This is a genomic window from Caulifigura coniformis (assembly GCF_007745175.1).
Classification (GTDB): Bacteria; Planctomycetota; Planctomycetia; order Planctomycetales; family Planctomycetaceae; genus Caulifigura; species Caulifigura coniformis.
This window is the reverse complement of sequence record NZ_CP036271.1, coordinates 128,672-151,779: the sequence shown is the minus strand read 5'-3', so window position 1 is coordinate 151,779 and position 23,108 is coordinate 128,672. Positions and strand designations below refer to the sequence as shown.

Below are 23,108 nucleotides of genomic sequence, written 5' to 3'. Positions count from 1 at the left end.
CGGCCGCATCGATTCAAGGATCCACCCTCGTGGCAAACTCCAATGGAAACGGCAACGGCCAAAGCCTTGCCAAGATCGCCGCACCCGCACTGAACAGCCAGAGCCTGGGGTACGTCGAAGAGCTGTATGAGTCATTCCTGAGAGGGCGCGACACCGTCCCCCCCGAGTGGGCGACGTTCTTCGACGCCATGCATTCCTCGGAGAACGCCGGCAACGGCGCCGTCCAGGCCAGCTGGACTCCCGAGCCCCCCTTCGCTCCCCGCAGCATCTTCAATCCCCCCGGAGAAGCGCCGGCCACCTCCAAGAGCACCCCCGGCGAACGACGGATGGACGTCGCCGCCCACCAGGAGAGGGTGGACACGCTCATCCGCAACTACCGCGTCCGCGGACATATCGCCGCCAGCCTCGACCCTCTCGGACAGCCCCGCTCCGCCCCGCCCGAACTCGATCCCACCTTCTACGGATTCACCGATGAAGACATGGATCGCGAACTCTCGACGGCGACCGTCGGCGGGCCCGACGTGCGCACGCTCCGGCAGCTCATCAACTGGCTGAAAACCACCTACTCCCGCAACATCGGCGTGCAGTTCATGCACATCGACAGCCTCCGCGTCCGCGAATGGCTGCAGGAGGAAATGGAAAAGACCGGCAACCGACTGCGCCTCAAGCACGAAGAGCAGGTCCGCATCCTGAAGCGCCTCGCCGACGCCGTCGTATTCGAGGAGTTCCTCGCGAAGAAGTTCGTCGGCAAGAAGTCGTTCTCGCTCGAAGGCGGCGAGACTCTCATCCCGCTTCTCGACCTCGCCATCGAGAAGGCCGGTAATGAAGGGGTCCGCGAAGTCGTGATCGGCATGGCCCACCGCGGACGCCTGAACGTGCTGGTGAATATCATGCACAAGAGCCCGCGGATGATCTTCCGCGAGTTCGACGACAAGGACCCGAACCTCCACTTCGGGCACGGCGACGTCAAGTATCACATGGGGCACAGCTCCGATTACTTCACGTCGCAGGGGAAGAAGGTCCACCTGTCGCTGTGCTTCAACCCGAGCCATCTTGAGTACGTCAACACGGTGGCGCAGGGGCGTATTCGCGCGAAGCAGGACCGCTTCCGCGATTTCCGCCGCGAGCATGGCGCCTGCATCCTGATCCACGGCGACGCCGCATTCGCGGGCGAAGGCGTCGTCCAGGAAACGCTGAACCTCGCCGAGCTGAAGGGGTACAAGATCGGCGGGACGATCCACATCGTCCTCAACAACCAGGTCGGATTCACCACCTCTCCGGACGAAGCCCGCTCGACGACCTACTCGTCCGACATCGCGAAGATGCTGCAGAGCCCGATCTTCCACGTGAACGGGGAAGATCCGGAAGCCGTCGCCCAGGTCGTGAGCCTCGCCCTCGACTTCCGACGCAAGTTCCGCCGCGACGTCGTGATCGACATGTACTGCTACCGCCGCCGCGGTCACAACGAAGGCGACGAGCCGGAATACACGCAGCCCGTCATGTACAAGGCGATCAAGCAGCGCCCCCACATGTTCGAGTCGTACCTGCAGCACCTCCTGGGGCAGCGGGGCGTGACGCGCGAAGAGGCCGAGAAGATCGGCGAAGAGCGTCGCGTCAAACTCGACAACGAACTGACCGAGGCCCGCAGCGACAAGTTCATGCGGACAGTCGACCACTGGGGCGGCATCTGGTCGGGCTTCATCGGTGGCCCGGCGTCTCAGGCCGACAATCCGGCCACCGCAGTCGCCATCGAGAAGCTGTCGAAGATCCTGCTCGCGCAGACCGTCGTTCCCGACGATTTCACGCCGCATCCGAAGATCCAGAAGCTGGTGCTCGAGTCCCGCAAGGACATGGCCGAAGGCCGGAAGCCCCTCGACTGGGGCGCGGCCGAAGCCCTCGCGTTCGGAAGCCTGCTGACGGAAGGCCGCCCGCTCCGCATCTCGGGCCAGGACGTCCGCCGCGGCACGTTCAGCCACCGCCACGCCGTGCTGTTCGACTACAACGACGGCCACACGTTCAAACCGCTCAAGAACATCGAGCCCGAGCGCGGCCGTGTCGAGATCTACAACAGCCCGCTGTCGGAAGCCGGCGTCCTCGGTTTCGAGTACGGCTACAGCCTCGACTGCCCCGAAGGGCTGATTATCTGGGAAGCCCAGTTCGGCGACTTCGCCAACGCCGGCCAGGTGATCATCGATCAGTTCATCACCAGTGCCGAAGACAAGTGGGATCGCCTCAGCCAGCTCGTGATGCTCCTTCCGCATGGCTATGAAGGCCAGGGCCCCGAGCACTCCAGCGCCCGCCTTGAACGCTTCCTGCAGATGGCGGCCGACGACAACTACCAGATCTGCCAGCCGAGCACGCCGGCCCAGATGTTCCACCTGCTCCGTCGGCAGACGCTCCGCAAGTGGAAGAAGCCGCTGGTGGTGATGACGCCCAAGTCGCTGTTCCGGCTTCCCGCCTGTACGTCGACGCTCGAAGAGTGCGCCACCGGCCAGTTCGAACCGATCATTGGCGACACGCAGGTCACGGAGCCACAGAAGGTCAACCGCATCCTGATGTGCTCCGGCCGCGTCTACTTCGACCTCGTCCAGAAGCGCGCGGCCGAGAAACGCGACGACATGGCCATCCTCCGGCTGGAAGAACTCTACCCGCTCCACAAGACGGTCCTGCACGACCTGCTGGCCGTCTACCCGGAAGGGACTCCCGTGGTCTGGGTTCAGGACGAACCGGAAAACATGGGCGCCTGGCGGTTCCTGCGGATTCACTACGGCGAACGGATGTTCAACAAGTATCCGTTCAGCTGCGTCAGCCGCCCCGCCAGCGCCAGCCCGGCCACCGGCTCCCACAGCGCCCACGAACGCGAGCAGGCCAAGCTCCTCGCCGAAGCCTTCGCGGGGTAGGGCAGGCTTTCGCCTGTCGCGAATGTTGCCAACGATCACGCACCCCGGCTGCTGGGAGCAGCCGGGGTGCGTGGCGTTTAGGATTCCTCATCTCTGGCGGCACAGACTTCTGTCTGAGCCGCTAACCCCTATCGCCGCTTCGCCCCCGCCCGCTTCGCTTCCGCCCGCCGAGGCTTCGCTGCCACCGCTGTCGCCTCCTCGATCCGCTTGCCAGCCGCCTTCGAAATCAGCTTCGTCGGATAGTCATGCCGGATCGCTTCCTTCCACGACTGCACGGCCCTGTCCCGCCGCCCGACAACCTGCCACAAATCCCCCGCCAGCAACCACAGCGAGGGCAGTTCCGGATGCCTCTCGCACAACTCGCGCAGCTCGGCGCGGGCCGACGGATAGAGGCCGGTTGCGCGAAACACCACTGCCGTGTGCAACTGCCCCGCGACATCGACCAGCCGCTCATCGTCTCGAAATGCGGCAGTCAGGAGCCGGCTGCAGCCCGCGAAATCCCCCGAACGGGCTGCGGCCCGCGCATGGAGCACCGCGACACACCGATCCCCGGGCTGAGTCCGCTCCAGCCACTCGATCATTTGTAGCGCCACCGCCACTTTGCCCCGCAGCAGCATCCGGTGGGCGCGGACAAACGCCTGCTCAAACGTCAGCGATTCCTTGCGATCGCGCTGGTAGACCGTCAACGTCGGTTGCCTGGTCGTTTTCTTCGACCCCGGCTTCACAGTCTTCGGCATACGTCCTCGCTTGACGACAGCCCGCGCGCTCAACAGAAACTCAGCCAATGAGCAAGCATACCCTGCGAAACCAGGGTCGTCGAATCGTCGTCATCGGCATCCGAACTGCCCCGGGTGGCAATCGCCGGCCCTCGGCCGGACACTTGCCGGCGACGCCGCGATTCCAGAGAACTGTTGATGGCGAGCCGGCGTCAAATCGTCGGCCTCGAGCGATCTCCACAGCAGGGAACTCCCTCATCGATGTACATCATCGTCGTTGGTTGCGGCTCGATCGGATCCCGGATGATCGAACTGGCGATCGCGGATCGACACGAAGTCGTCCTGATTGAAGAGCGAGCAGACCGGGCCGAGGCGGCGGCGCGACGCTATGACGCCCGCGTTCTGCACGCCAATATCGCGCATGGAGACATCCTCAAGGAAGCCGGCGGCGACAAGGCCGACGCCCTGATCGCGACCACCAGCGACGATTCCGCCAACCTGATGACCATGTTCCTCGGCCGGCAGGCTGGAATCCGGTCGCTCGTGACCCTCGTCAGCCAGACGGATCACGTCCCGCTCTTCGAGCGGCTCGGCGTCCAGATTCTCACGGACCCCGATGTCATCGTCGCCCGGCACCTCTACGGTTTTGTTCGTCAGCCGGCCATCGTCGAATTCGTCACGCTTCCGGGAGGCGGCGATCTGTTCGAGATCGTCGTCGCACCGGGTTCCCCACTCGTCGGCAAAAGCCTGGCGGAGGTCGGCGAGGCAAAGCTGCTACCCGAGTCGACGCTGATCCTCACGGTCGAGCGCGGTGAACTCCTGCTGCCGGGACGCGGGGCGACCACGCTGCAGGCCGCGGATCACCTGCGGATTTACTCGCAATCCACATTGAAGTCCGACCAACTCCGAGTGTTCACCGGCTGATCGGTCCCCCATGAACCGATCGGTTCAAACAATTGCGCGCGACATCGGACTGGTCCTGCATGTACCGGCGGCGATGGCGTTGCTCTCGACGCCAATCTGCTTCCTGGCCGGCGAGGGCTACGCCGCTCCCGGTTTTCTGTGGACCGCCGCGGTCAGTATCGCCCTCGGGCAGATTCTCTACTGGTCCTGCCGCCAGGCCGAACCGACGCGCCAGGCCGAGGCCATGCTCGTTTCCGCGCTGGCCTGGCTGGTGATTCCGCTCATGGGGGCGATTCCGTTTCTCGCCACCGGGACCGGACCGGTGGTCTCACAGGCCGAACCCAACCAGCTGCACGCCCCCTGGAACGCCGTCTTCGAATCGTTCTCCGGCTTCACCGGGACGGGACTTACGATGGCGATCCGGCCCGGCACGCTTCCACGAAGCCTCCAATGGTGGCGCTCGTTCTCCGAATGGATTGGCGGGATCGGAGTCCTCGTAATGATGCTGGCCGTCCTCCGACCCGCCGTCGGCGCGCATCACCTCTACTTCGGCGAAGGACGCGAAGATCGCATTCTCCCCTCGATCGCCGCCACGGCCCGCATGATCTGGCGAATCTATCTGCTCTACACGGCCCTCAGCATTCTGGGACTGAAGCTGGCCGGCATGACCTGGTGGGAGTCGCTCAATCACGCCATGACAGGCATCGCGACGGGCGGATTCGGTGTGACCGATGGAAACATTGCCGATTTCGGACCGGGTATCCGACTCGCGCTGATCCCGGTCATGCTCGCGGGAATGTTGAGCTTCGCGATCCACTATGACTTTCTGACGTCGCGCCGGTTGTCGGCGTTCTGGTCCGACTCGCAGCACCGGCTGCTCTGGCTGCTTGTCTTGATCGGTCCGCCCGTCGTCGCCGCCGAAAACTACTGGGGCACATCCGACGCCCGCTGGATCGACTCGCTGTTTCACTGGGTGTCGGCGTTGTCGACGGCCGGCTTCCAGGCGGCCGATCTCCATCTCTGGACGCCCACGGCGCAGCTCCTCCTGTGCGGAGCGATGATCATCGGCGGGGCCGCGGGATCCACAGCCGGCGGCCTGAAAGAACTCCGGCTTGTCCTCCTCTATAAAGGCCTGAAATGGCGATTTCGCCGCATCCACCTCACCCGGCACGAGTTCATGCGCTATCGCCTCGATGGCAGGCCGCTTTCCGCCGAAGAAGGTGAACGGCTCGTCGAATCGGCCGCCATTCTCGTCGTGATCTGGCTCATTCTGCTCGCGGCAGCCGTCATCGTCCTCCTGCACTTCACGCCAGGCCGATACGAGCTCAGCGAAGTCTTCCTCGAAGCCGCCTCCGCCCAGAGTAATGTCGGACTGTCGACCGGCATCACGCACCCCAGCCTGCCGTGGCCGGCCAAGCTGACGCTCATCGGGTGCATGTGGCTCGGTCGACTCGAGATTATTCCCGCGCTCCTGCTGGGAATGTCGATTGTCAGACGCCGCAGGTCGACGACGAGGAATGGGAAACAAACGCCAGATCCGTGGACGTGGACTGGTCCGTAGAGAAGGAATCGTGCAATGGAGAGCGTGACAGCGTCATTGGTCGCCGTTCTGGTCCTCGGAACGGGGGCTCAGTGGCTGGCGTGGCGGCTGAAGCTGCCCTCAATTCTGGTGTTGCTCGTGTTCGGGTTTGTCGCAGGGCCGCTGACGCACCTGCTCAAGCCCGATGAGTTCGCGGGCGATGCACTCTTCCCGATCGTCTCGCTCTCTGTCGCCCTGATCCTGTTCGAAGGAGGACTCAGCCTCAAATGGTCTGAACTCCGTTCGATTGGGAAGGTTCTGCTCGGGCTGTTGACCATCGGCGTGGCCGTCACCTGGATCCTGGCGACAGCCGGGGCCTGGTGGATCCTCGGCATGAGTTCCTCCGTCGCGCTGCTCCTGGGGGCGATCCTCGTTGTGACCGGCCCGACCGTCATCGGGCCGCTGCTTCGCGAGATCAGGCCGACCGGCGCCGTCGGCCCGATCGCCAAGTGGGAAGGAATCGTCGTCGATCCCATCGGCGCTGTGTTGGCCGTCCTCGTCTTCGAGGCAATTCAGCACGGCGAGCACACCGGGCTTCTGGATCTGGGACTCGCCTCCATGCGAGATTCCATCGCGACCCTCGCGGTCGGCGCGGGGCTCGGCGCCGCGGCCGCCTGGCTGCTCACGGAATGCCTGAGACGCCACCAGATTCCCGACGCGCTCGAAAACCCCGTCGCCCTGACGCTCGTCCTCGCCGCATTCGTCGCATCCAACGCTCTCCGGGAAGAATCGGGCCTGCTCACGGTCACCGTCATGGGCGTCATCCTCGCCAATCAGTCGAAGATCGCCGTCGCCCACGTCCTCGAGTTCAAGGAAAACCTCCGTGTCGTATTGATCGGCAGCCTGTTCATCGTCCTCGCCGCCCGCCTCCGACTCGAGCAGTTCGCCAGTGTCGCCTGGAGCAACCTCGCGTTCGTGATCTGGCTCATCCTCGTCGTGCGGCCTGCGGCAGTCTGGCTGTCCACGCTCCGCAGCGACCTGACCATTGCCGAGAGGTGCTTCCTCGCCTGGTTCGCGCCCCGCGGGATCGTCGCCGCCGCGGTCTCGTCCGTGTTCGCCCTCAAGCTCGGATCCGCGGCCAACGGCCTGGTGGAAACGACATTCCTGGTCGTCGTCTGCACCGTCGCCGTCTACGGACTCAGCGCCCCCTGGCTCGCCCGGCGGCTGGGGTTCGCCTCTGCCCACGCGCAAGGACTTCTCATCGTCGGCGCGCACGAATTCTCCCGCGAACTGGCGACCGTCGTCCGGGACGCCGGCATCCCCGTCCTCCTCGTCGATACAAACCGTAGTAACGTGCACGCGGCCCGAATGGCGAACCTGCCCACCTTTCAGGGCAACGCCCTCGCTGAAGGAATCATCGACGACCTCAACCTCGGTGGGCTCGGCCGGATGCTCGCCCTGACGGATAACGACGAGGTCAACACGCTCGCCGCACAACGATTCGCCGAAGTCTTTGGCCGATCGAACGTCTTCCAGCTCATTCCCGAATCCGAACGCGATGAAAAGACGAAATCGGCCGGCCGCCTGACGACCGGCCGATTCCTGTTCGGAGAGCACTGCACGTATGACGATCTTGTCGACCGGCACCGCGGCGGCGCGAAACTCAAGAAGACGCGCCTCAGCGAATCGTTCGATTTCGAAGACCTCCGTCGTCAGCATGGATCGAGCGCAGTGCCCCTCTTCATCATCACCGAGAAAGCCGAGCTTCGCATCGCAACTCCCGGCTCGCCGCTCAATCCCAAGCCAGGCGAGCAACTCGTCAGCCTCGTGTCCTCGACGCAAGCACAGACCTGAATTCGCATGCGGCGTTCGAACGCAGCCTCCCCTCGCACTGTCCCCCCATTCATCCTTCCACCTTCCGCCTCCATCCTTCACCCCTCTCGCCCCGCTCGGGTATCGTGGCCCATGCAGCCTCCATTCAGTGCTTCAAAGGCTTTCTCATGCGGTGGCAAGCGTTTCTGATCCTGCTCCTCCTGCCGGGACTCACCCGCGCCGACGATCTTGTCGTCGAACGCGCTGTCCTTTCGCTCATCGAGCATGCCGATGTCCCCGCCGAGCAGGCCGGACGAATCGACAAGCTCCTCGTGCGGGAAGGCGAAGTCGTCCTCCCTGGCCAGGCGCTCGTCCAGCTCGACGACCGCGAAGCGCGGCTTGCCGGCGCGCGGGCCCGGCTCGAGTTGGAATCGGCCCGCTTCCTGGCCGCGGACAAGAGCCACCTGCTTGCAGCCCTCAAAGCCGCCGAGAAGCAGAAACAGATCGCCGTCGAACAGCAGATCGAGTTCGACGTCGCCCAGAGCGAGGCGCTCAACGACGTCGCCGTCCGCGCCGCCGCGAAATCACGCGACGTGGCCGACAACGAATACCAGCGGGCGCAGCGTTCCCGCGAGGCCTCGAAAAACAGCGTCTCCGAATCGACGCTCGATGGCCTGCGACTTGAACTGGAAAAGGCGACCCTCGCCCACGAGCAGACGGAATTCCAGTTGTCGGTGCTCAAGCTGAAGCTGGAAGCGAAGAAAGCTTCGATGCGGACCCAGGGCCTGGCGGTCGAGGAGGCGGAATTGGCGGTGCAGGAAGCGCAGGCACAGCTCGAACTGGCCGGCCTGCAGGCGGAACTGAAACGCAACAACGTCGATGCGGCCGCGCTGAACTTCGCTCAGCGCGCCGCCGTTTCGCCGATTGAAGGCGTCGTCGTCGAGCTTCCCCGGCGCGCGGGTGAATGGGTGCAGCCGGGCGACAAGGTGGCCCGCGTCATCCGCCTCAATCGCCTGCGTGCAGAAGGCTTCCTGCCCCTCGCCGCAGCCAGCGGTTCACTCGTCGGCCGGAACGCGATCGTCGACGTCAGCCGCTCGGACGAGGGAGTCCGTTCGCTCGACGGGCGGATCACCTTCGTCTCGCCCGATGTCGACCCGATCAACCAGGAAGTCCGCGTCTGGGTCGAGTTCGACAACCCGGAAGGGACACTCCTCCCCGGACTGCGGGCGACGATCCGCGTCCCCGGCGTCGATGCCTCGAAGGCCCGTTAGCAGATGACAGACTCCGTCCGCTGGCGACTGAGACCCGACCTGCTGTGGGAAACTGTCCACACGGCCTCCGGGTTGATGCACGTGGTCAAAGATCCCGTGGCCGGCCGCTTCTTCCACTTCGATCCCCGGGAGTTCGCGATCCTCAGGCTGCTGGATGAGGAGCGGACGCCGGGCGACATGCTGGCTGCGGTTCGCCAGTCGCGGCCGGATGAGTTCTTCTCAACCGAGGCCCTCCTGCGGTTCCTGGCGGAAGCGCGCCGCAGCGGTCTGCTGCTGCTTCGGGGAGGGAGGAGCGTCGCGGAAGTCGACGGCGCACCTCGTTCACGCCGCTTCTGGTCGGCCCTTTCGTGGAAGCTGCCGCTGTTCAATCCGGCCGGACTGATTGCCGCGCTGCGCCCTCTTTGCGCTGCATTGCTTTCACCGCTGGCGATTGCGCTCTGGATGATCGCCCTGCTTTCCGCCGTGGGACTCATGATCACTCGGTTTGACGACGTGGCCGCACGCTGGCCCGCGGCCGAGGCGTGGAGCACGCCCTCGATGGCAGTCACAATTGTCGTGGTCCTCCTCGCCTGCAAAATCGTGCATGAACTCGCGCACGCACTGGTGGCCGACCGCTTCGGGGTCCGCGTGCAGGAATGCGGAGTCATGCTGTTCTATTTCATGCCCTGTTTTTATTGCGACGTTTCGGACGCCTGGCTGCTGCGCTCGGCTCGAAAGCGAATTCTCATCTCGGCCGCCGGCATGCTCGCGGAACTCGGCCTGGCCGCCGTGGCGGCGTGGCTGTGGTGGTTCAGTCATCCCGGGCCCATTCAGTCGATCTGCCTGGCGGTCATGGCGACCTGTTCGATCAACACGCTGCTGATTAACGGCAACCCGCTGCTGCGGTTCGATGGTTACTTCGTGCTGGTCGACCTCCTTGGCCTGCCCAATCTCGCTTCGCGCGGTGCGGCCTGGTGGAACGCCGCGTGGGAGCGAGCGGTTTACGCAATTCCTCGTGACGTCGGCACTGACCGTGAGAACCTGGCCCTCGCAACGTACGGCGCGGCTTCGTTCGCCTATCGACTGATCGTCCTGGCGGGCATGCTCTGGGCCATTCATGCCATCCTGGATGCCCGCGGTGCAGGAGCCTTGTCGGCCGTGCTCGCGATGGTCGTCGCGGCGGGCCTCGTCCAGGGCGGCGCCCGGTTCGCGCTCAGGCCGTTGCGCGATTCTCTCCTCCGCCGCACCGTTCGGCCTTCGCGCACCGCTGCGACGATGGTCGTGCTCGCAGGCCTCTTCTCGCTGGCGGCGTTCATCCCCCTTCCGCAAAGCGTGCAGGCCGACTTTGTCGTCGAACCTGCCTCGTCGCAATCCGTCTTCATCCAGACGCCAGGTATCCTGCGCTCGTTGCTGCCGGCGGGAACCGCCGTGAAGACCGGCGAAATCATCGCCGTCCTCGAAGACTTTGAAACGACGCGTCGACTCGCCGAACTGGAATCCCGAAAAGTGGTCGCGGAACGTCGGCTTGAGTCGGCCCGCGTCCGCCGAACCGTTGAGGAACAGGCCGGACGAGAGATTCCGGCTCTGGTCGAGTCGCTGGCCGCCATCGAAGAGCGGCTGCTCCTCGCCCGTCGCACCGCCCGGGAACTGCAGGTCGCAAGCCCCTGCGACGGCATTCTCCTCCCCCCGCCGAATTCGCCGCGAACTCCCTCGCGACGGCAGGATACGACGTATTGGCGCGGCACGCCGTTCGATGCCGAGAACCTCGGCTGTACCCTCCGGCAGGGAACCTGTCTGGCAATTGTCAGCTCGTCACGAGCGATCTCCGCCACGGCCTGCGTCAGCCAGCGAAAGATCGAACTGGTCAGAAGCGCCCAGAACGTCCGGCTCGCGATCGACGGCATGGCGGGCGACGCTCGAACAGGAATTGTCGAAGAGATCTCGCCCGCGCCAATTGAGGAGCTTCCCCGCGAACTGGTGGCGACGCGACGGACCCCGACCATGCCCTCCCCGGACCGCTCTTCGGCCACACCGCTCGAGCCGATGTACCGCGTTCGCATCCGCCTCGACGATCCGTCGCTGCGGACTGCGATCGGGTCACTGGGAACAGCCCGCATCACCTGCGATCGGGCTTCGATCGCGGCGCGGACGCTGTCGCTCCTTGCGGAAACGTTTCGCATCGACCTGTAGTAGTTCCCTGGCGCTGGCCAGTCGTCAGCGATCGTCGCCGGTGGGCCACAGGATGACGCGGCCATCGAGGCTGGCCGTCATCAGGGTTCGTCCATCCGGTGTTGCCTGGATCGCCGTGACACCGAGGTCGTGCTTTCGCAGGGCAAGCACTTCCCGGACACGCACCGGCTCCTCCTGCGACAGGCCGCTCACATCGACAATCGACCACAGCCGGGCCGAACGGTCGCGGCTCGCCGTCAGGTACCGCAGTTCTCCGTCGGGATCTTCCGGATTCGCCAGGAAGCCCACATCCTCGACCGCATCCGCATGCCCGCGAAGCACGGCCCAGGGCCGGTCACGGTCTCCGGCGTCCAGCTTCCAGACGTACGCCAGACCCGATCCGCTGCCGGCGAGAATGGCGTCGCCACGCGGTGAGAATGCGCCGGACAGCAGTGGGGACGACTCGCCAGAGGAGAAAACAATCGCGGGTTGATCGGCCTGGGCGACGTTCCACACGCGGGCCCGTCCATCATCGCAGACCGCCAGCAACCGCCCGTTACGCGACCAGCGGACCCGCCGCACCGGCGAGTCTGCATCGAATGTCGCGACCGCCCTTGGCGCCGCCTCATCCGCCGACATTGTCCACAACCGCACCTTGCCGTCGTTTCCTCCGCTGGCGAAACGGCCGGGAGTGGAGGGATCCCAGTGAACCGTCGTGACCGCACCCTCGTGAGGAGACTCCACCTTGCCGATCGACTTCCGCGAGACGGTGTCCCACAGAACGATCGACCGGCTTCCCGTCGCAATCCAGCGGCCGTCCGGTGAGAAGGCCGCTTCTGTAATCGCCGCGGCCTGCCGGAAGCTCAACTCGTGCGTCAGCGTTCTCAGGTTCCACTGGAACACGGAATCGAGATGCAGCGACAGCAGCTTGTCGGTCTGCGACTTCGGATCGCGGACCACCGTCGCGAGGTCGGCCGCGGGAATCGTCGTCGGAATGCGCAGCACGCGCTCGACGACAGGCTTGCCGGCATCCGCGAGATTCCAGAGCCGCACCTGGCTCACGCGCCGATCGTGTGAACGGTGGACGGAGACCGCCGTCACTCCCCCGGGCATGAACCGGGCCGAGAGAATCTCATCGTCGGCCGTCGGCGCGTTCTTCTTCACGAACTGCGATTCCGACAGCAGAGCGGCCTGGGGCTCCTCGCCCGACTGCGGAACGGTCCACAGGGTCAGCCGCGAACGCGCGCCAGTCGCCGCATCGAGCATGCTGACCGTCAGCAGCCGCTGGCCGTCGTCACTGAGGGAAAGATCCGTCACGTACCCTGGCAGGGGGAAGGTCCGCACGACTTCCCCGCGGGGGATGTTGTACTGCACGACGGCCGAGTCGTCGGATGCGACGAACAGGTCGTCGCCCGAGGGCGAAAACACGGCCGCGTTCACGCGCGCCCGAAGGCGGGGAACGACGGTAAGTTCGCGGCCTGTCTCGGTATCCCAGAGCGTGCCGATGCCCGACGTCTGTTTGACTGTCCCGGTGAAGACGGTCTTCCCATCTGGAGAGAACGCAACGGCGCTCAGCATTCCCGTCGGGCCGATGAGATCGACAGGCCTGTCACCCGTCGGCGCTCCGTTCTCGTTGAGCGGCCACAGGCGAGCAGCGATGGCCGAGTCTTCTGAACCGGTCGCCAGACGCTTGCCATCCCGTGAAATCGCCAGGGCGAAGTTGCGGCCGGTGTGAGGGATCGACGCGACTTCGACCGCCCGCTCCATGTCCCACACACGGATGAAGCCTTCCGTGTCCGCCACATACAGCCGGCGGGCATCCGCCCGCACGGCCATGCTGAACGCCACCCAACGCGCTCCCTCGACGAGCGAGGGATCGACGGCCGCAGGCTTCCCTTCCTCTTCGACCAGCTCTCCGACATTCCTGAAGGATGAGGTCGCAGAATCGAACTCGATGATCCGGGCGGAATGGTCGCGCCCCGCAGTGAGAATGCGCTTGCCGGTCGGGTCGAAGGAGGCCGACCAGATTTCGTCGAAATGCGCCTGGAGCTTCGAGGTGGCATCGGCGCGGAACTCTGGAGTGAGGTCGTTCGCGGCAACGTCCCACGTCCGCACCGATCGATCGGCGCCGGTGCTGATGATCCTCGAATCGTTCTCCGCGAACACCGCGCTCGTGACTCCCGCCCCATGTCCGAGAAGAGTCCTGCGCACCGCGCCGTCCGCAATGCTCCAGGTCTTGACCGTGTAGTCGGCCGACGCGCTCAGGAGCAGGTCACCCGACCGATTGAACTCGAGCCGCGTGATTTCATCCGCATGGGCCGGCCGGGTCGACGACGACGACTGAAGCGCCAGCCCCGGCGACCTGCGGACCTCGTGAAGTTCCCTGGCGATGGAACGGGCTTCGTCCTGGCTCCGGTCCGGCGCGCCGCTCCGCATCACGCGAACAGCGCGGCGCAGAGCATCCTGCGTATCGGCCCGGGTCACTTCATCGGCCGGCCACACCAGCACCCGCCCCCGGATGTCGCCGCTGGCGACCAGCCGACCATCCCGCGAAACAGCCACGGCCGTGACCGGGGCGGCATGTTCCCGGAACTCGCCTCGCAGCTGCAGCCGCGATTCGTCGGCAGGAGTCCAGTTCCAGACCAGCACTGCCCCGCCACGAAGATCCCGAACAGCCGTGACGACCCGCAAGCCAGCCGGTGTCTGAACAGCCGCGACATCCCGAACCGGAGCGATATGCCAGCCAGTCGCCAGTTCGCGGGCGGTCTGTGGATCCCACAGCCGGACCGTCTGGTCATCGGACGTGCTCAGCAGACGCCCATCCGGAAGGAACAGCAACCGGCGAATGGCGGCTCCGGGCTGATGCCCGCTGAGTATCCCCTGAGGGGCATGGTCTTTTGCATCGAACAGGTGGATCGCTGCGTCAGCGCCGGCGACGGCCACCAGCGAGCCATCCGGAGAAACGGCAGCCAGTTGGCCGCGCGTCTCCGCGGGAGGGCTCAAGGCGGGCCCGTCGACCGAGAGACCGTTCGCGATGCTGACGGGCTGCGCCGCGCCGCCGTCGAGAGCCACGAACGCCTGGCCGTTCTCCTGGACCGTGACATCGGCGCCGCCGGAAGAGAGCCTGGCGTCGCCGAGCGATTGATGACATTGACGCCACAGCCAGCGCCATTCCCATTCCATCGGCTTGTCCGCGGGAGCTCGCTCGCGGATCGCTTCCAGGATGCGGCGGGCGTCTTCGAATTCGTTCTGCTCGATTCGCGTGCGGGCGAGGCCAATCTGCGAGACGTATTCTTCGGAGCGTGCGAGCTTCGACGCATCGTCCGCCGCCTTCCGCGCCTTGCTCGCCAGCGTCTGCGCCTGTTCGGCATCGCTGCGGGCGGCCGTCGCGGCGTCCACCGCCTCTTTCCGGGCAACGACGGCGAGCATCGCCTCCTGCTCCGCCGCCTCCGCCTTCTTCGACGACGCCACCGCCTGCTCTTCGAGCTGTGTCGCCCGCACCTCGGCCGTCGCGACTTCCGTCGCCGCCTGCTTCACGCGTTCATCGGCCGCGGCCACCGTGGCGGCCGCCTCGCGCTGCGCAGTCTCCTTTTCCTCGTTCGCCGCGACCGCTTCTTTCTCGGCCGTCGCTTTCTCACGGAAGGCCGCGATGGCCTCTTCACGGGCCGTCGCCGCATCGCTGATGAGCTTGAGTGAAAACAGGCCGCCCGCAATCAGCAGCAGCGAAAGCCCCATCGTCGTCCGGTAAGCGATCTTGAGACGCCGCTCGCGCCCGGCCCGTTCCGCCTGGCCTTCTTTCAGCCTGGCGATCAACGGCTGGTGTTCGTGGTCGCCCGGATCGAGCAGCGACAGCCCCAGGTCGAAATCCTGTTTCGCCAGGGCCGCTTCGGCATAGTGGCGCTTCGCCACCATCAACCCCGCCTGCGCCGTGACATTTCCCTCCCACATCTCCAGCGCTTCTTCGTAGCCGAACTGCGACCGGGCAAAATCGGCGTAGTCCTGCGACTGAATCGCTTTCTCGAGATCGAGGTGGGCACGGGCCGCCAGCGCGATGCTTTCGGCATGGGAGCGGTAACCCCGAATCGCGCGCTGGAACTCCTTCACCGTCGGGTAACGGTATTCCGGCTGCGTGGCCATCGCCTTGAGAGCGATGTCCATCAACTCGCCCTGGTGACGCGGTTCCGGCGGAGCGATGACGTTCAGCTTCACGACGTCATCGAGATACGCCCGCACGCTGGCCCAGCCCGTCAGTTCCCCGCCCGGACGCGGATGCGGCGCCTTCCCCGTGATGATCTCGTACAGCGAAGCGCCCAGCAGGTAGATGTCGGCCGCGGGAGTCAGGTCTTCCGCACGTCCCACCATCTCCGGCGCCATATAGGCCGGGGAACCGCCGAAGCCACTCGCCTGCCGCAGCGATCCATACTTCGGGAACGTGGGCGTGACAATCGCCAGCCCCCAGTCCATCAGCATCACGACGCCGAACTCGCCGAGCATCACGTTCTCGGGCTTGATGTCGCGATGGATCACTCCGCGGGCGTGCGCGAATCCAACAGCATCCGACACCTTCAGCAGGATCTCGAGATTCTCATCCAGAGAGTTCTTCGCCAGCACGTTCCGCCACGATTGCCCCTCCACACGTTTCATCGAGTAGAACGGCGACCCGTCATCCGCCCGGCCCACATCGTGAATCGGAACGATGTTCGGATGGTCGAGCGCTCCGGTCACGAGCGCCTCCGAGAGGAACAGGTCGCGACGCTGCTTCTCGGCCGACGCCAGCCGGTTGCTCGATTGCAGCTTGGCCCGGTCCGCCGCGGGCAGCGGCTTGATGACTTTGAGCGCGATCAACCGGTCGAGTGACAACTGCTCGGCCAGGTAGACGGTCCCCATCCCCCCTTCGCCGAGCACCTTGTTGATCAGGTAATCCGCAGTCTGCCCCGCCCCGTTCTGAATGAACCCGATCTGCCGCGGCTGGAGCAGCATCTCTCCTTCCATGCCGCGGGAGAGCTGGAACGGAGTCGATCCGGACGCTGACTTCTGTCCGCCGAGCGTCACCCCCGATTCGATCCGCTCGCGTTCGCTCGCGTCGAGCGAATCGAGGTTCACCGTCTGCGAAGCGTCCGAGCGACCGGCAGACTCCACTCCCGACCCGGAACCGGACTCCTGGAACGTCCGGCCGGCCGGATCGATCGACGACTCCTCGACGTCCGGTATGCCTGTCACGATCGTCCGCGATCCATCGTCCGCGTCGAGTTTGACCGTCTGCGTATGCCAGCTCTCGGAGGCCCTGGAGTCGCGCGGCGCTTCTCCGGCCGACTCATCGACCGGCATCTGGAACGTCGCATCGGCACGCAGTGCCGGCGCGGCTTCGCTGATCGTCGATTCGGGCGAGCTGAAGGAAGAATCGCCGCCCGGCTGTTCCTGAATCGTCGCCTCGTGCGCCTGCGGATCAGGCGAAACCTGGCCTTCTCCTTCGGCCTCCAGCGGCATCTGGAACGTCTTGTCAGCGCCGTGTTCGCCGCCGTCGACAGGTCGCTGTGGAGGATCGGACGGCATCACTCAGTTCAACAACGGAAATGAATTGAACAATCCCCGCAGAGGACCGCTTCCTCCCGATGGCTCCCATGGACGGCGCTCACCGACAAGGCCTCCAGGCTCAACCGCGCACTCGCCGCGCGAGCCGGCTCGCCAGCAACAGCGAGCCGTCACCGGTCTCAGCGCCGCGCCGGAGCTGCCATTCGAGGCGACTGCTCATCCTACCGGCCGGCTCCACCACTCGCGATGAGTTTCCCGGTTCGACGGCCACGTCGGAGTCCGGCTGTGCCGATTCCTCCGCCTCCACGTCCCTCTCAAGGCCGTCCGCCTCCCGATTCTCAATGGCCGTCGTTTCCACGGCCGGCGACTGGGGTTCGGAATGCTTCCTGAGCGTGTCCTGGATTTCTTCGAGCCGGAGCTGACCGCCATCGAGTGATTCCTGCGGAACGACCGGACGGCCCTGCCGGATGTCGAACCGCAGGATCGGCCGCTCGGTGTTCTCTCCAAGCAGCAGGTCGATTTCGTACGACCCGTCCGGCAGTTCCTGAAACAGCCGCTGGAGCCGATCGGCCTGGAACGAGTCGGCCGGCAGGTCGACTTCCGCCAGTGGAGGCGCTGTCGGGTCGGGAGAAAGCAGCCGCAGCACGAACCGCTGCTGCCGGCCCACGACCGGCGACGACGAGGCGCCCTCGTCCATCGTGACTTGAGAGAGCGTGACGAGCGGGTCGAGCGGCGGAAGCTCGTTGTTGGGCGGAACAGCCACTTCGGGACGTGCGATCGGAAACTCGAACGGAACCGACCCCGACGGCGGAGCAATCTGCACCCCGGCCGTCCCGTTCACCAGATTCGGAACCGTCGCCGGATCGGGCGGCTCGAACCGCGGACCACCCGGCCCGCTGAACACCATCGTCGATGTCAGCACATTCAACGCGCCCCCCGCCGTTCCCAGCGACTGCGCCCCCTGTTCGACCCGCGCCGCTTCGATGACGATCGCTTCGTGCTGAAAGACGGCGTACTTCACATCGAACGTGTTGTCGACGAGCAGTTGTCGCTGGATGTCGTGCGCGGTGTACGTGTGGGTCAGCTCGACAGTCGACCCTCCCTCGATCGCGTACAGATCGCCCGGGTCATCGTTGTCCCCGAGCCCGTCTCCATCGGCCCAGCCTCCCGGCCCTTCGAATCGATTTCCCTGGCTGACTGTATCCCCCCAGTCGACGAAAACCCGCAGCCCCTTCTCCCCCGCATTACCCACCACCATCTCGATCGTCCCGGTCGCCGATTGATCGAGATTCGGATTCGACGAATAGATCGGCCGGTCATGCGGCAGCTCAACGAGGGCCGTCCCGGTCGCGCCCGGAGACGGCCGCGGAAGGAACGTGTTGGCCACCCCTTCGTAACCTCCTGCGCCGAGCGCCGCGCGGACCACGAAGCCCACCGGAAGCACGAGTGTTCCCGTCGCCACCAGATGCACACTCTCCGCCGCCGAACCGGCGACATCGATGAACGTGCCGTCGGCGAACGTGAGGTCGACCGCCCGTACCTGGATCGAGGCCGGATCTCGCAGTGACCCGATCGCCCGATCAAACACCACCGCCTGGGCGCTGGTGATCGCCAGCCCCCCCTGTCCCTGGACCTGTCCGTCGACCCGACCGAAGAAGTGAATCACGCCTCCGGAAAGCTCGTGGACTCCGGCCCCCAGCTCGACGTCGTCTCCATAAAACTGGTCGCCCGATGTTCGAATGAGACCGCCATTGATCAGCGTCGTCCCCCCCGCATCGGTGGTGATCGACGCGAGCGCCGTCGTTCCCCCGACCGCTCCGTTGAACGCCGTCATGCCCGAGGTGTTCACGATCAGGTCGTGCGCCCCATCGACCGCGCCGCCGAACGTCACGTCATCTCCCGACACCACCGTGAGGTCGGCCGAGAGGAGCAGTGTCGACTGAAAATCGATCGGGCCGCCGCCGGTGAGAGACAGCAGGCCATTCGTCGAGGCCACCGTCACCGGGCCCTTGTATGTCTGCCCGCCCGAGGTCGTCACCACGCTCGTGTGAAACGTCGTTGCCCCCTCCACCGTCAGCGTGCTCAATCCGGTCACGCTGTCGGCCGCGTCATCCCCAAAGCTGGCGTCCCCCGCGATCTGAAGCGAATGGCCCCCTCCGACCACCTGCCCGAGGAACGTGACGACCGAGGCCGTCAGGCTGACGTCCGCCGCCAGCTGCACCGGCGCGTCGTAGGTCTGCACGCCCGTCGTTTCGATGCTTCCCGCGCCGATCGTCGCGGCCGGTCCTGTCACCGTCAGCGACGCCAGTCCTGAGAAGGTGTCCCCCGCATCATTCCCCAGGACCGCCGTCCCGACGATCGCCAGCGAGTGACCCGTTCCGATGACATTGCCGCCGAGCAGCACGTCCGGCGCATCCAGGGTGAGATCCCGCCCCAGCGTCAGGTCGCCGCGAAACTCGACGTTGGTCGCAAACGGCCCCAGCGCGGCGTTGGCCGTCGCATCGCCCGTCACGATCAGCGAATCGAGCCCCGACACGGAATCCAGCGTGCTGTCACCAAGCTGCGCGTCCCCCGTGATCGTGACGTCGTTGTTGCCGCCGAGCAGGTCGCCATGGAACGTCACCAGCGACGCTTCGAACTCCATGTCGTTGATGATGGAAACATTCCCGTCGAACGTTTGCTCCCCCGTCGACGACACCAACCCCGCAGCGATCGTTGAGTCGCCCGTCACATGCAGCGAGGACAGGTTCGTCACCTCATCCGCGACACTGTCGCCGAGGACGGCGTCGCCCTGAATCTCCAACCCGTTCCCGGCCCCGTCGACGTTGCCCGCGAACTCCACCTGGGTCGCCGTCAGGGTGACGTTCGATCCCAGCGTGACGTCGCCGCCATAACTCTGATCGGCCAGTGTCTGGATATTACCCGCGTTGATCGTGGTCGCGCCCGTAATCGAAAGCTGGTCCAGGCCGAAAACGAGGTCTCCCCCATCCTGCCCGAGGACGGCGTCGCCGTGGATGTCCAGCGAATGATCGAGCCCGTTCAGGTCATCCTGAAACTCGACCTGCGATCCTGTCATCACGAGATCCGAGCCCAGCACCACGGTGTCCCCATACACCTGGACTCCGGTCGTCGTCACCGATCCCACGCCGGGCGTGAAGGACGTTTGCCCACCGGCGTCCGTGGTCAGCGAACCCACATTCACCGCCGCCTGGAAAGTCGTCACTCCTGAAGATTCGATTGACAGCGAGAAGGGACCGCTCACCGAACCAGTGAACAGGACGTTGCCGACTCCCGCATTGAGCACCACGTCCTGGGCCAGCCCGACCGCCCCGCCGTAGTCCTGGTCTCCCGCAGTCGTGAGATTGTCCCCCAGGACGATCGTCGGAGCCGAGCCGTCCGCGCCGATCGAGACTCCCCCCGCGTTCGTCTCCAGGAACGACGCGCTGACGTACAGGTTCGTTCCGTCGACGAACGCATCCACTCCGGCGACGCCATCCAGGTCGATCCCACCCACGAGATCCGCGAACCCGTCCGTCCACGTCCCTGCGTCGAGTTCGAAGCGGTACACGCTCTCGTCCGAGCTGTCGCCGTTGAGATCGAAGACGTCCTGCGTCACCGTGACCGTCGTCCCGGGATCAAACGCTCCGAGGTCGACGCTGCCGCTCCCCAAAGCCACCGACGCATCCAGCACAACCCGGCGTTCCAGCCCGCGCACGAGGAGCTGGGGCGTACGTCGTCTCGGATCGGTCTCCGGGGCGCGGACGCGCAATTGAGCCAACAGGCGTTTCGAAAGGGCAGCAAGTCCCATGCAGCAACGTCAGTACGGGCGGTAGTGAAATGGGGACGTGGCACTCGATCGGACCGCACGATTCAGACTAGGCAGTCTGGGAGACCTGTTTCAACCGCAACTCCCACGCATCTCGCGACTTTCATGCGGTTTGTTCCGGTCAGGTCGTTCAATGGGAATTGGGTCGAGATGCAGGTTTCCCGGATTCGATGACTGTGGATGCCCCGGCGTTTCTGGACGCCGCCGGCCATTTCTGGAGACGCGACCGAAACCAGCCCGCCAAGGAGCATTCGCCATGACCCGACTGACGCGAGCGGCGGCCTGTCGCGGTCTTCTGGCACTCGGACAGATTCTCTCCCTCCCGCTGGTCCCCGCCTTCGCCGATGGCGTTTCAGCCAACCGATTTACGGTCGCCCCGGCCGATCCCACGATGGCCCCGGACGAACCTCGCGACATGACGAAACCGCGGGCGGTGCGCCGCGCCCTCCGCGCACGCCTTCGCGACCGGGTCGCCCCGGAGGCCCCCTCGCAAACCCCACGCGACCTCACGGCCACTCCCCAAAACCACCCCGGCCTCGAACGGCGGCTTGAGGCGCAGCGGCGGAAGGAACTCGAAAACCAGGCCCCGGTTCCGGCGCCTCGGCAAGCAGTGCAGGAACCGATCGCCCAACAGCCACAACCTTTCCCGGCCGGAACCACCAAAACGCCGCAGCCGTCCGTCGCAGCAACCGTCGTATCCGACATTCGCCTGGCTCAGGTTGACAGCCCTGACGCCGTCACGCCGCCGCCCACGTCGCCCGACGAATCCCTCCCGGCAGACGAGGTCCGCGTGCGGACGCTGAATAAACCTCTGCGGCAGATCGGTCTGGTCGAACCGGAGGACACGGCCGGACTTCGACCGGCCGACCTCGCTGCCGAGCTGTCGCCAGGTGGAACGCCACATCTCATCTCGGGGTCGTATTTCGCATTGGCCCACCCGTCCCGCTACCTCTACTGCTTCGCGCACAACCCACTCTACTTCGAAGAGGCGAATCTCGAACGCTGCGGGATCGGGCATGGCGTCTGTCAGCCGGCAGTCTCGGCCGCAAGCTTCATTGGCCGCACGGCCCTCCTTCCCTACTCCTTGCTTGTGACCCCGCCCTGCAGCTGCGTGACCACGCTCGGCGACTGCCCGACCTGTCACGCCTACCCCCACGGGGCCGACCTGAACCGCTGAATGGCGGGGTGGCGCCGGCCCCGCCAGCGCGTCGAAGATCGTGGCCACGACTTCCCCGCAAGGCTTCTCTCTCGCCTCCGCAAGCGACGAACACTTCGGCTTCGAGCGTCCAACGAGGGTGAGGAGTCCTGAAACTCCTCTCGTCTTCTCAACGAACCGCTCCCATCCTCGCGGAGCGCCGGTCCCGATAGCCGCCGCCTCCACCTGTTGTCGCCGGGCGCCGCGCCTGAGACCCTATGCGCCAACCTCGCCCCGACCCTGTTGAAAGAGACACGCAGTCTTGGACGCACCTGATTCTTCTGGAGACCTCCTGGCCCATACCCATCGCACGGGAACCGGAACGCTGCGCGATCTCCTCAGCGAACTCCATGGCCGCCTGGCGACGATGAATGACGGCAGCGTCGCCACCTACATCCCCGAGCTGGCAAAAATGGACGCGGATCTCTTCGCGATCACGATCGTCGGCATCGACGGGCGTGTCCTCGAAGTGGGCGATGCCGCCCAGCTCTTCAGCCTGCAGTCCATGTCCAAACCGTTCGTCTTCGGCCAGGCCCTCGAAGATCACGGCCGCGAACATGTCCTCGGAAAAGTGAACGTCGAACCGACCGGCGAGGCCTTCAACTCGATTCTGCTCGATGAGCAGACCAACCGCCCCTTCAACCCTCTCGTCAATGCCGGAGCCATCGCCACGGCCGACCTCATCGACGGTCGGGACTTCCCCGAACGCCTCACCCGCCTGCTCAAGATCTTCGAGCGCTACACCGGCCGCACGGTCCACTTCGACAACTCGATGTTCTACTCCGAGCGCGCCACCGGACACCGCAACCGGGCCATCGCCCACCTCATGCGGAACTTCGGCATGATCAGCGACCGCATTGATGAGACGCTCGATCTCTACTTCCAGCAGTGCTCCATCCAGGTGAACTGCCGCGACCTCGCCGTCATGGGCGCGACCCTCGCCAACGCCGGAGTGAACCCGATCACCGGCGAACAGGCCATCCGCGCCGAGTACGTGAAAGACGTCCTCAGCATCATGTTCACCTGCGGCATGTACGACTCGGCCGGAAGCTGGGCCTATGGCATCGGCCTCCCCGCGAAGAGCGGCGTCAGCGGTGGAATCATCGCTGTCGTCCCGGGTCAGTTCGGAATCGGAGTCTTCTCTCCGCGGATCGATGCCCGCGGAAACAGCGCCCGCGGCGTCGCCGTCTGCCGCGAACTCTCCCAGCGCTACGGCCTCCACGTTTTCGAAGCCGGTTTCCGGGGAAAAACTCTCAAAGAAGATTTCGAGAACTGAGCGCTCGACG

General features: G+C 65.4%; 11 protein-coding genes. 8 read left to right on the top strand and 3 right to left on the bottom strand.

What is annotated here, in order from left to right; genetic code table 11:
• The first annotated feature begins 29 nt into the window (after positions 1-29).
• Positions 30-2,900, top strand: coding sequence for a 2-oxoglutarate dehydrogenase E1 component (locus tag Pan44_RS00635; RefSeq protein ID WP_231754188.1), 2,871 nt, complete (start codon positions 30-32; stop codon positions 2,898-2,900).
• 128 nt (positions 2,901-3,028) lie between these two features.
• Here the strand turns inward: Pan44_RS00635 and Pan44_RS00630 are convergent, their stop codons facing one another.
• On the bottom strand, positions 3,029-3,637 hold the full coding sequence (locus tag Pan44_RS00630; protein ID WP_145026216.1) for a tetratricopeptide repeat protein: 609 nt from the start codon (positions 3,635-3,637) through the stop codon (positions 3,029-3,031).
• A 177-nt stretch (positions 3,638-3,814) separates the two neighbouring features.
• Here Pan44_RS00630 and Pan44_RS00625 point away from each other — a divergent pair, with 177 nt between their 5' ends.
• From Pan44_RS00625 to Pan44_RS00605, 5 genes are all read left to right on the top strand, one after another.
• Positions 3,815-4,540 carry a potassium channel family protein gene (locus Pan44_RS00625; RefSeq protein ID WP_145026213.1) on the top strand — a complete coding sequence of 242 codons (726 nt, stop codon included), beginning with the start codon at positions 3,815-3,817 and terminating at the stop codon, positions 4,538-4,540.
• Between the two features lie 10 nt (positions 4,541-4,550).
• Positions 4,551-6,080 (top strand): TrkH family potassium uptake protein, encoded by a 1,530-nt coding sequence (locus Pan44_RS00620; protein WP_197453724.1) that lies wholly within the window; start codon positions 4,551-4,553, stop codon positions 6,078-6,080.
• Positions 6,081-6,095: 15 nt separating this feature from the next.
• The gene (locus Pan44_RS00615; RefSeq protein ID WP_145026210.1) at positions 6,096-7,892 is read left to right on the top strand and encodes a cation:proton antiporter; all 1,797 of its coding nucleotides are present in this window, start codon (positions 6,096-6,098) and stop codon (positions 7,890-7,892) included.
• A 146-nt stretch (positions 7,893-8,038) separates the two neighbouring features.
• Complete coding sequence (locus Pan44_RS00610) at positions 8,039-9,121, top strand: HlyD family secretion protein (RefSeq protein WP_145026207.1); 1,083 nt, start codon at positions 8,039-8,041, stop codon at positions 9,119-9,121.
• Between the two features lie 3 nt (positions 9,122-9,124).
• Positions 9,125-11,290 carry a site-2 protease family protein gene (locus Pan44_RS00605; RefSeq protein WP_145026204.1) on the top strand — a complete coding sequence of 722 codons (2,166 nt, stop codon included), beginning with the start codon at positions 9,125-9,127 and terminating at the stop codon, positions 11,288-11,290.
• A 24-nt stretch (positions 11,291-11,314) separates the two neighbouring features.
• Here Pan44_RS00605 and Pan44_RS00600 read toward each other — a convergent pair whose 3' ends face one another.
• Positions 11,315-16,822 carry a protein kinase domain-containing protein gene (locus Pan44_RS00600; protein WP_145026200.1) on the bottom strand — a complete coding sequence of 1,836 codons (5,508 nt, stop codon included), beginning with the start codon at positions 16,820-16,822 and terminating at the stop codon, positions 11,315-11,317.
• Between the two features lie 100 nt (positions 16,823-16,922).
• Entirely contained in the window at positions 16,923-20,609 is a 3,687-nt protein-coding gene (locus tag Pan44_RS00595; protein ID WP_145026197.1) for a beta strand repeat-containing protein, read from the bottom strand.
• 274 nt (positions 20,610-20,883) lie between these two features.
• Between Pan44_RS00595 and Pan44_RS00590 the strand changes: the two genes are divergently transcribed.
• Together Pan44_RS00590 and glsA are read left to right on the top strand one after the other, a co-directional pair.
• Positions 20,884-21,804 carry a hypothetical protein gene (locus Pan44_RS00590; protein WP_145026194.1) on the top strand — a complete coding sequence of 307 codons (921 nt, stop codon included), beginning with the start codon at positions 20,884-20,886 and terminating at the stop codon, positions 21,802-21,804.
• A gap of 343 nt (positions 21,805-22,147) precedes the next feature.
• Positions 22,148-23,098: a glutaminase A gene (gene glsA / locus Pan44_RS00585; protein ID WP_390620658.1), complete on the top strand. Its 951-nt coding sequence runs from the start codon at positions 22,148-22,150 to the stop codon at positions 23,096-23,098.
• Positions 23,099-23,108 lie beyond the last annotated feature (10 nt).

What these genes read in the sequence shown, in the direction of transcription:
- Pan44_RS00630 (WP_145026216.1), bottom strand. Translation starts at nt 3,637, where the DNA reads ATGCCGAAGACTGTGAAGCCGGGGTCGAAGAAAACGACCAGGCAACCG.
- Pan44_RS00625 (WP_145026213.1), top strand. Translation starts at nt 3,815, where the DNA reads ATGGCGAGCCGGCGTCAAATCGTCGGCCTCGAGCGATCTCCACAGCAG.
- Pan44_RS00620 (WP_197453724.1), top strand. Translation starts at nt 4,551, where the DNA reads ATGAACCGATCGGTTCAAACAATTGCGCGCGACATCGGACTGGTCCTG.
- Pan44_RS00615 (WP_145026210.1), top strand. Translation starts at nt 6,096, where the DNA reads ATGGAGAGCGTGACAGCGTCATTGGTCGCCGTTCTGGTCCTCGGAACG.
- Pan44_RS00610 (WP_145026207.1), top strand. Translation starts at nt 8,039, where the DNA reads ATGCGGTGGCAAGCGTTTCTGATCCTGCTCCTCCTGCCGGGACTCACC.
- Pan44_RS00605 (WP_145026204.1), top strand. Translation starts at nt 9,125, where the DNA reads ATGACAGACTCCGTCCGCTGGCGACTGAGACCCGACCTGCTGTGGGAA.
- Pan44_RS00600 (WP_145026200.1), bottom strand. Translation starts at nt 16,822, where the DNA reads ATGCCGTCCGATCCTCCACAGCGACCTGTCGACGGCGGCGAACACGGC.
- Pan44_RS00595 (WP_145026197.1), bottom strand. Translation starts at nt 20,609, where the DNA reads ATGGGACTTGCTGCCCTTTCGAAACGCCTGTTGGCTCAATTGCGCGTC.
- Pan44_RS00590 (WP_145026194.1), top strand. Translation starts at nt 20,884, where the DNA reads ATGACCCGACTGACGCGAGCGGCGGCCTGTCGCGGTCTTCTGGCACTC.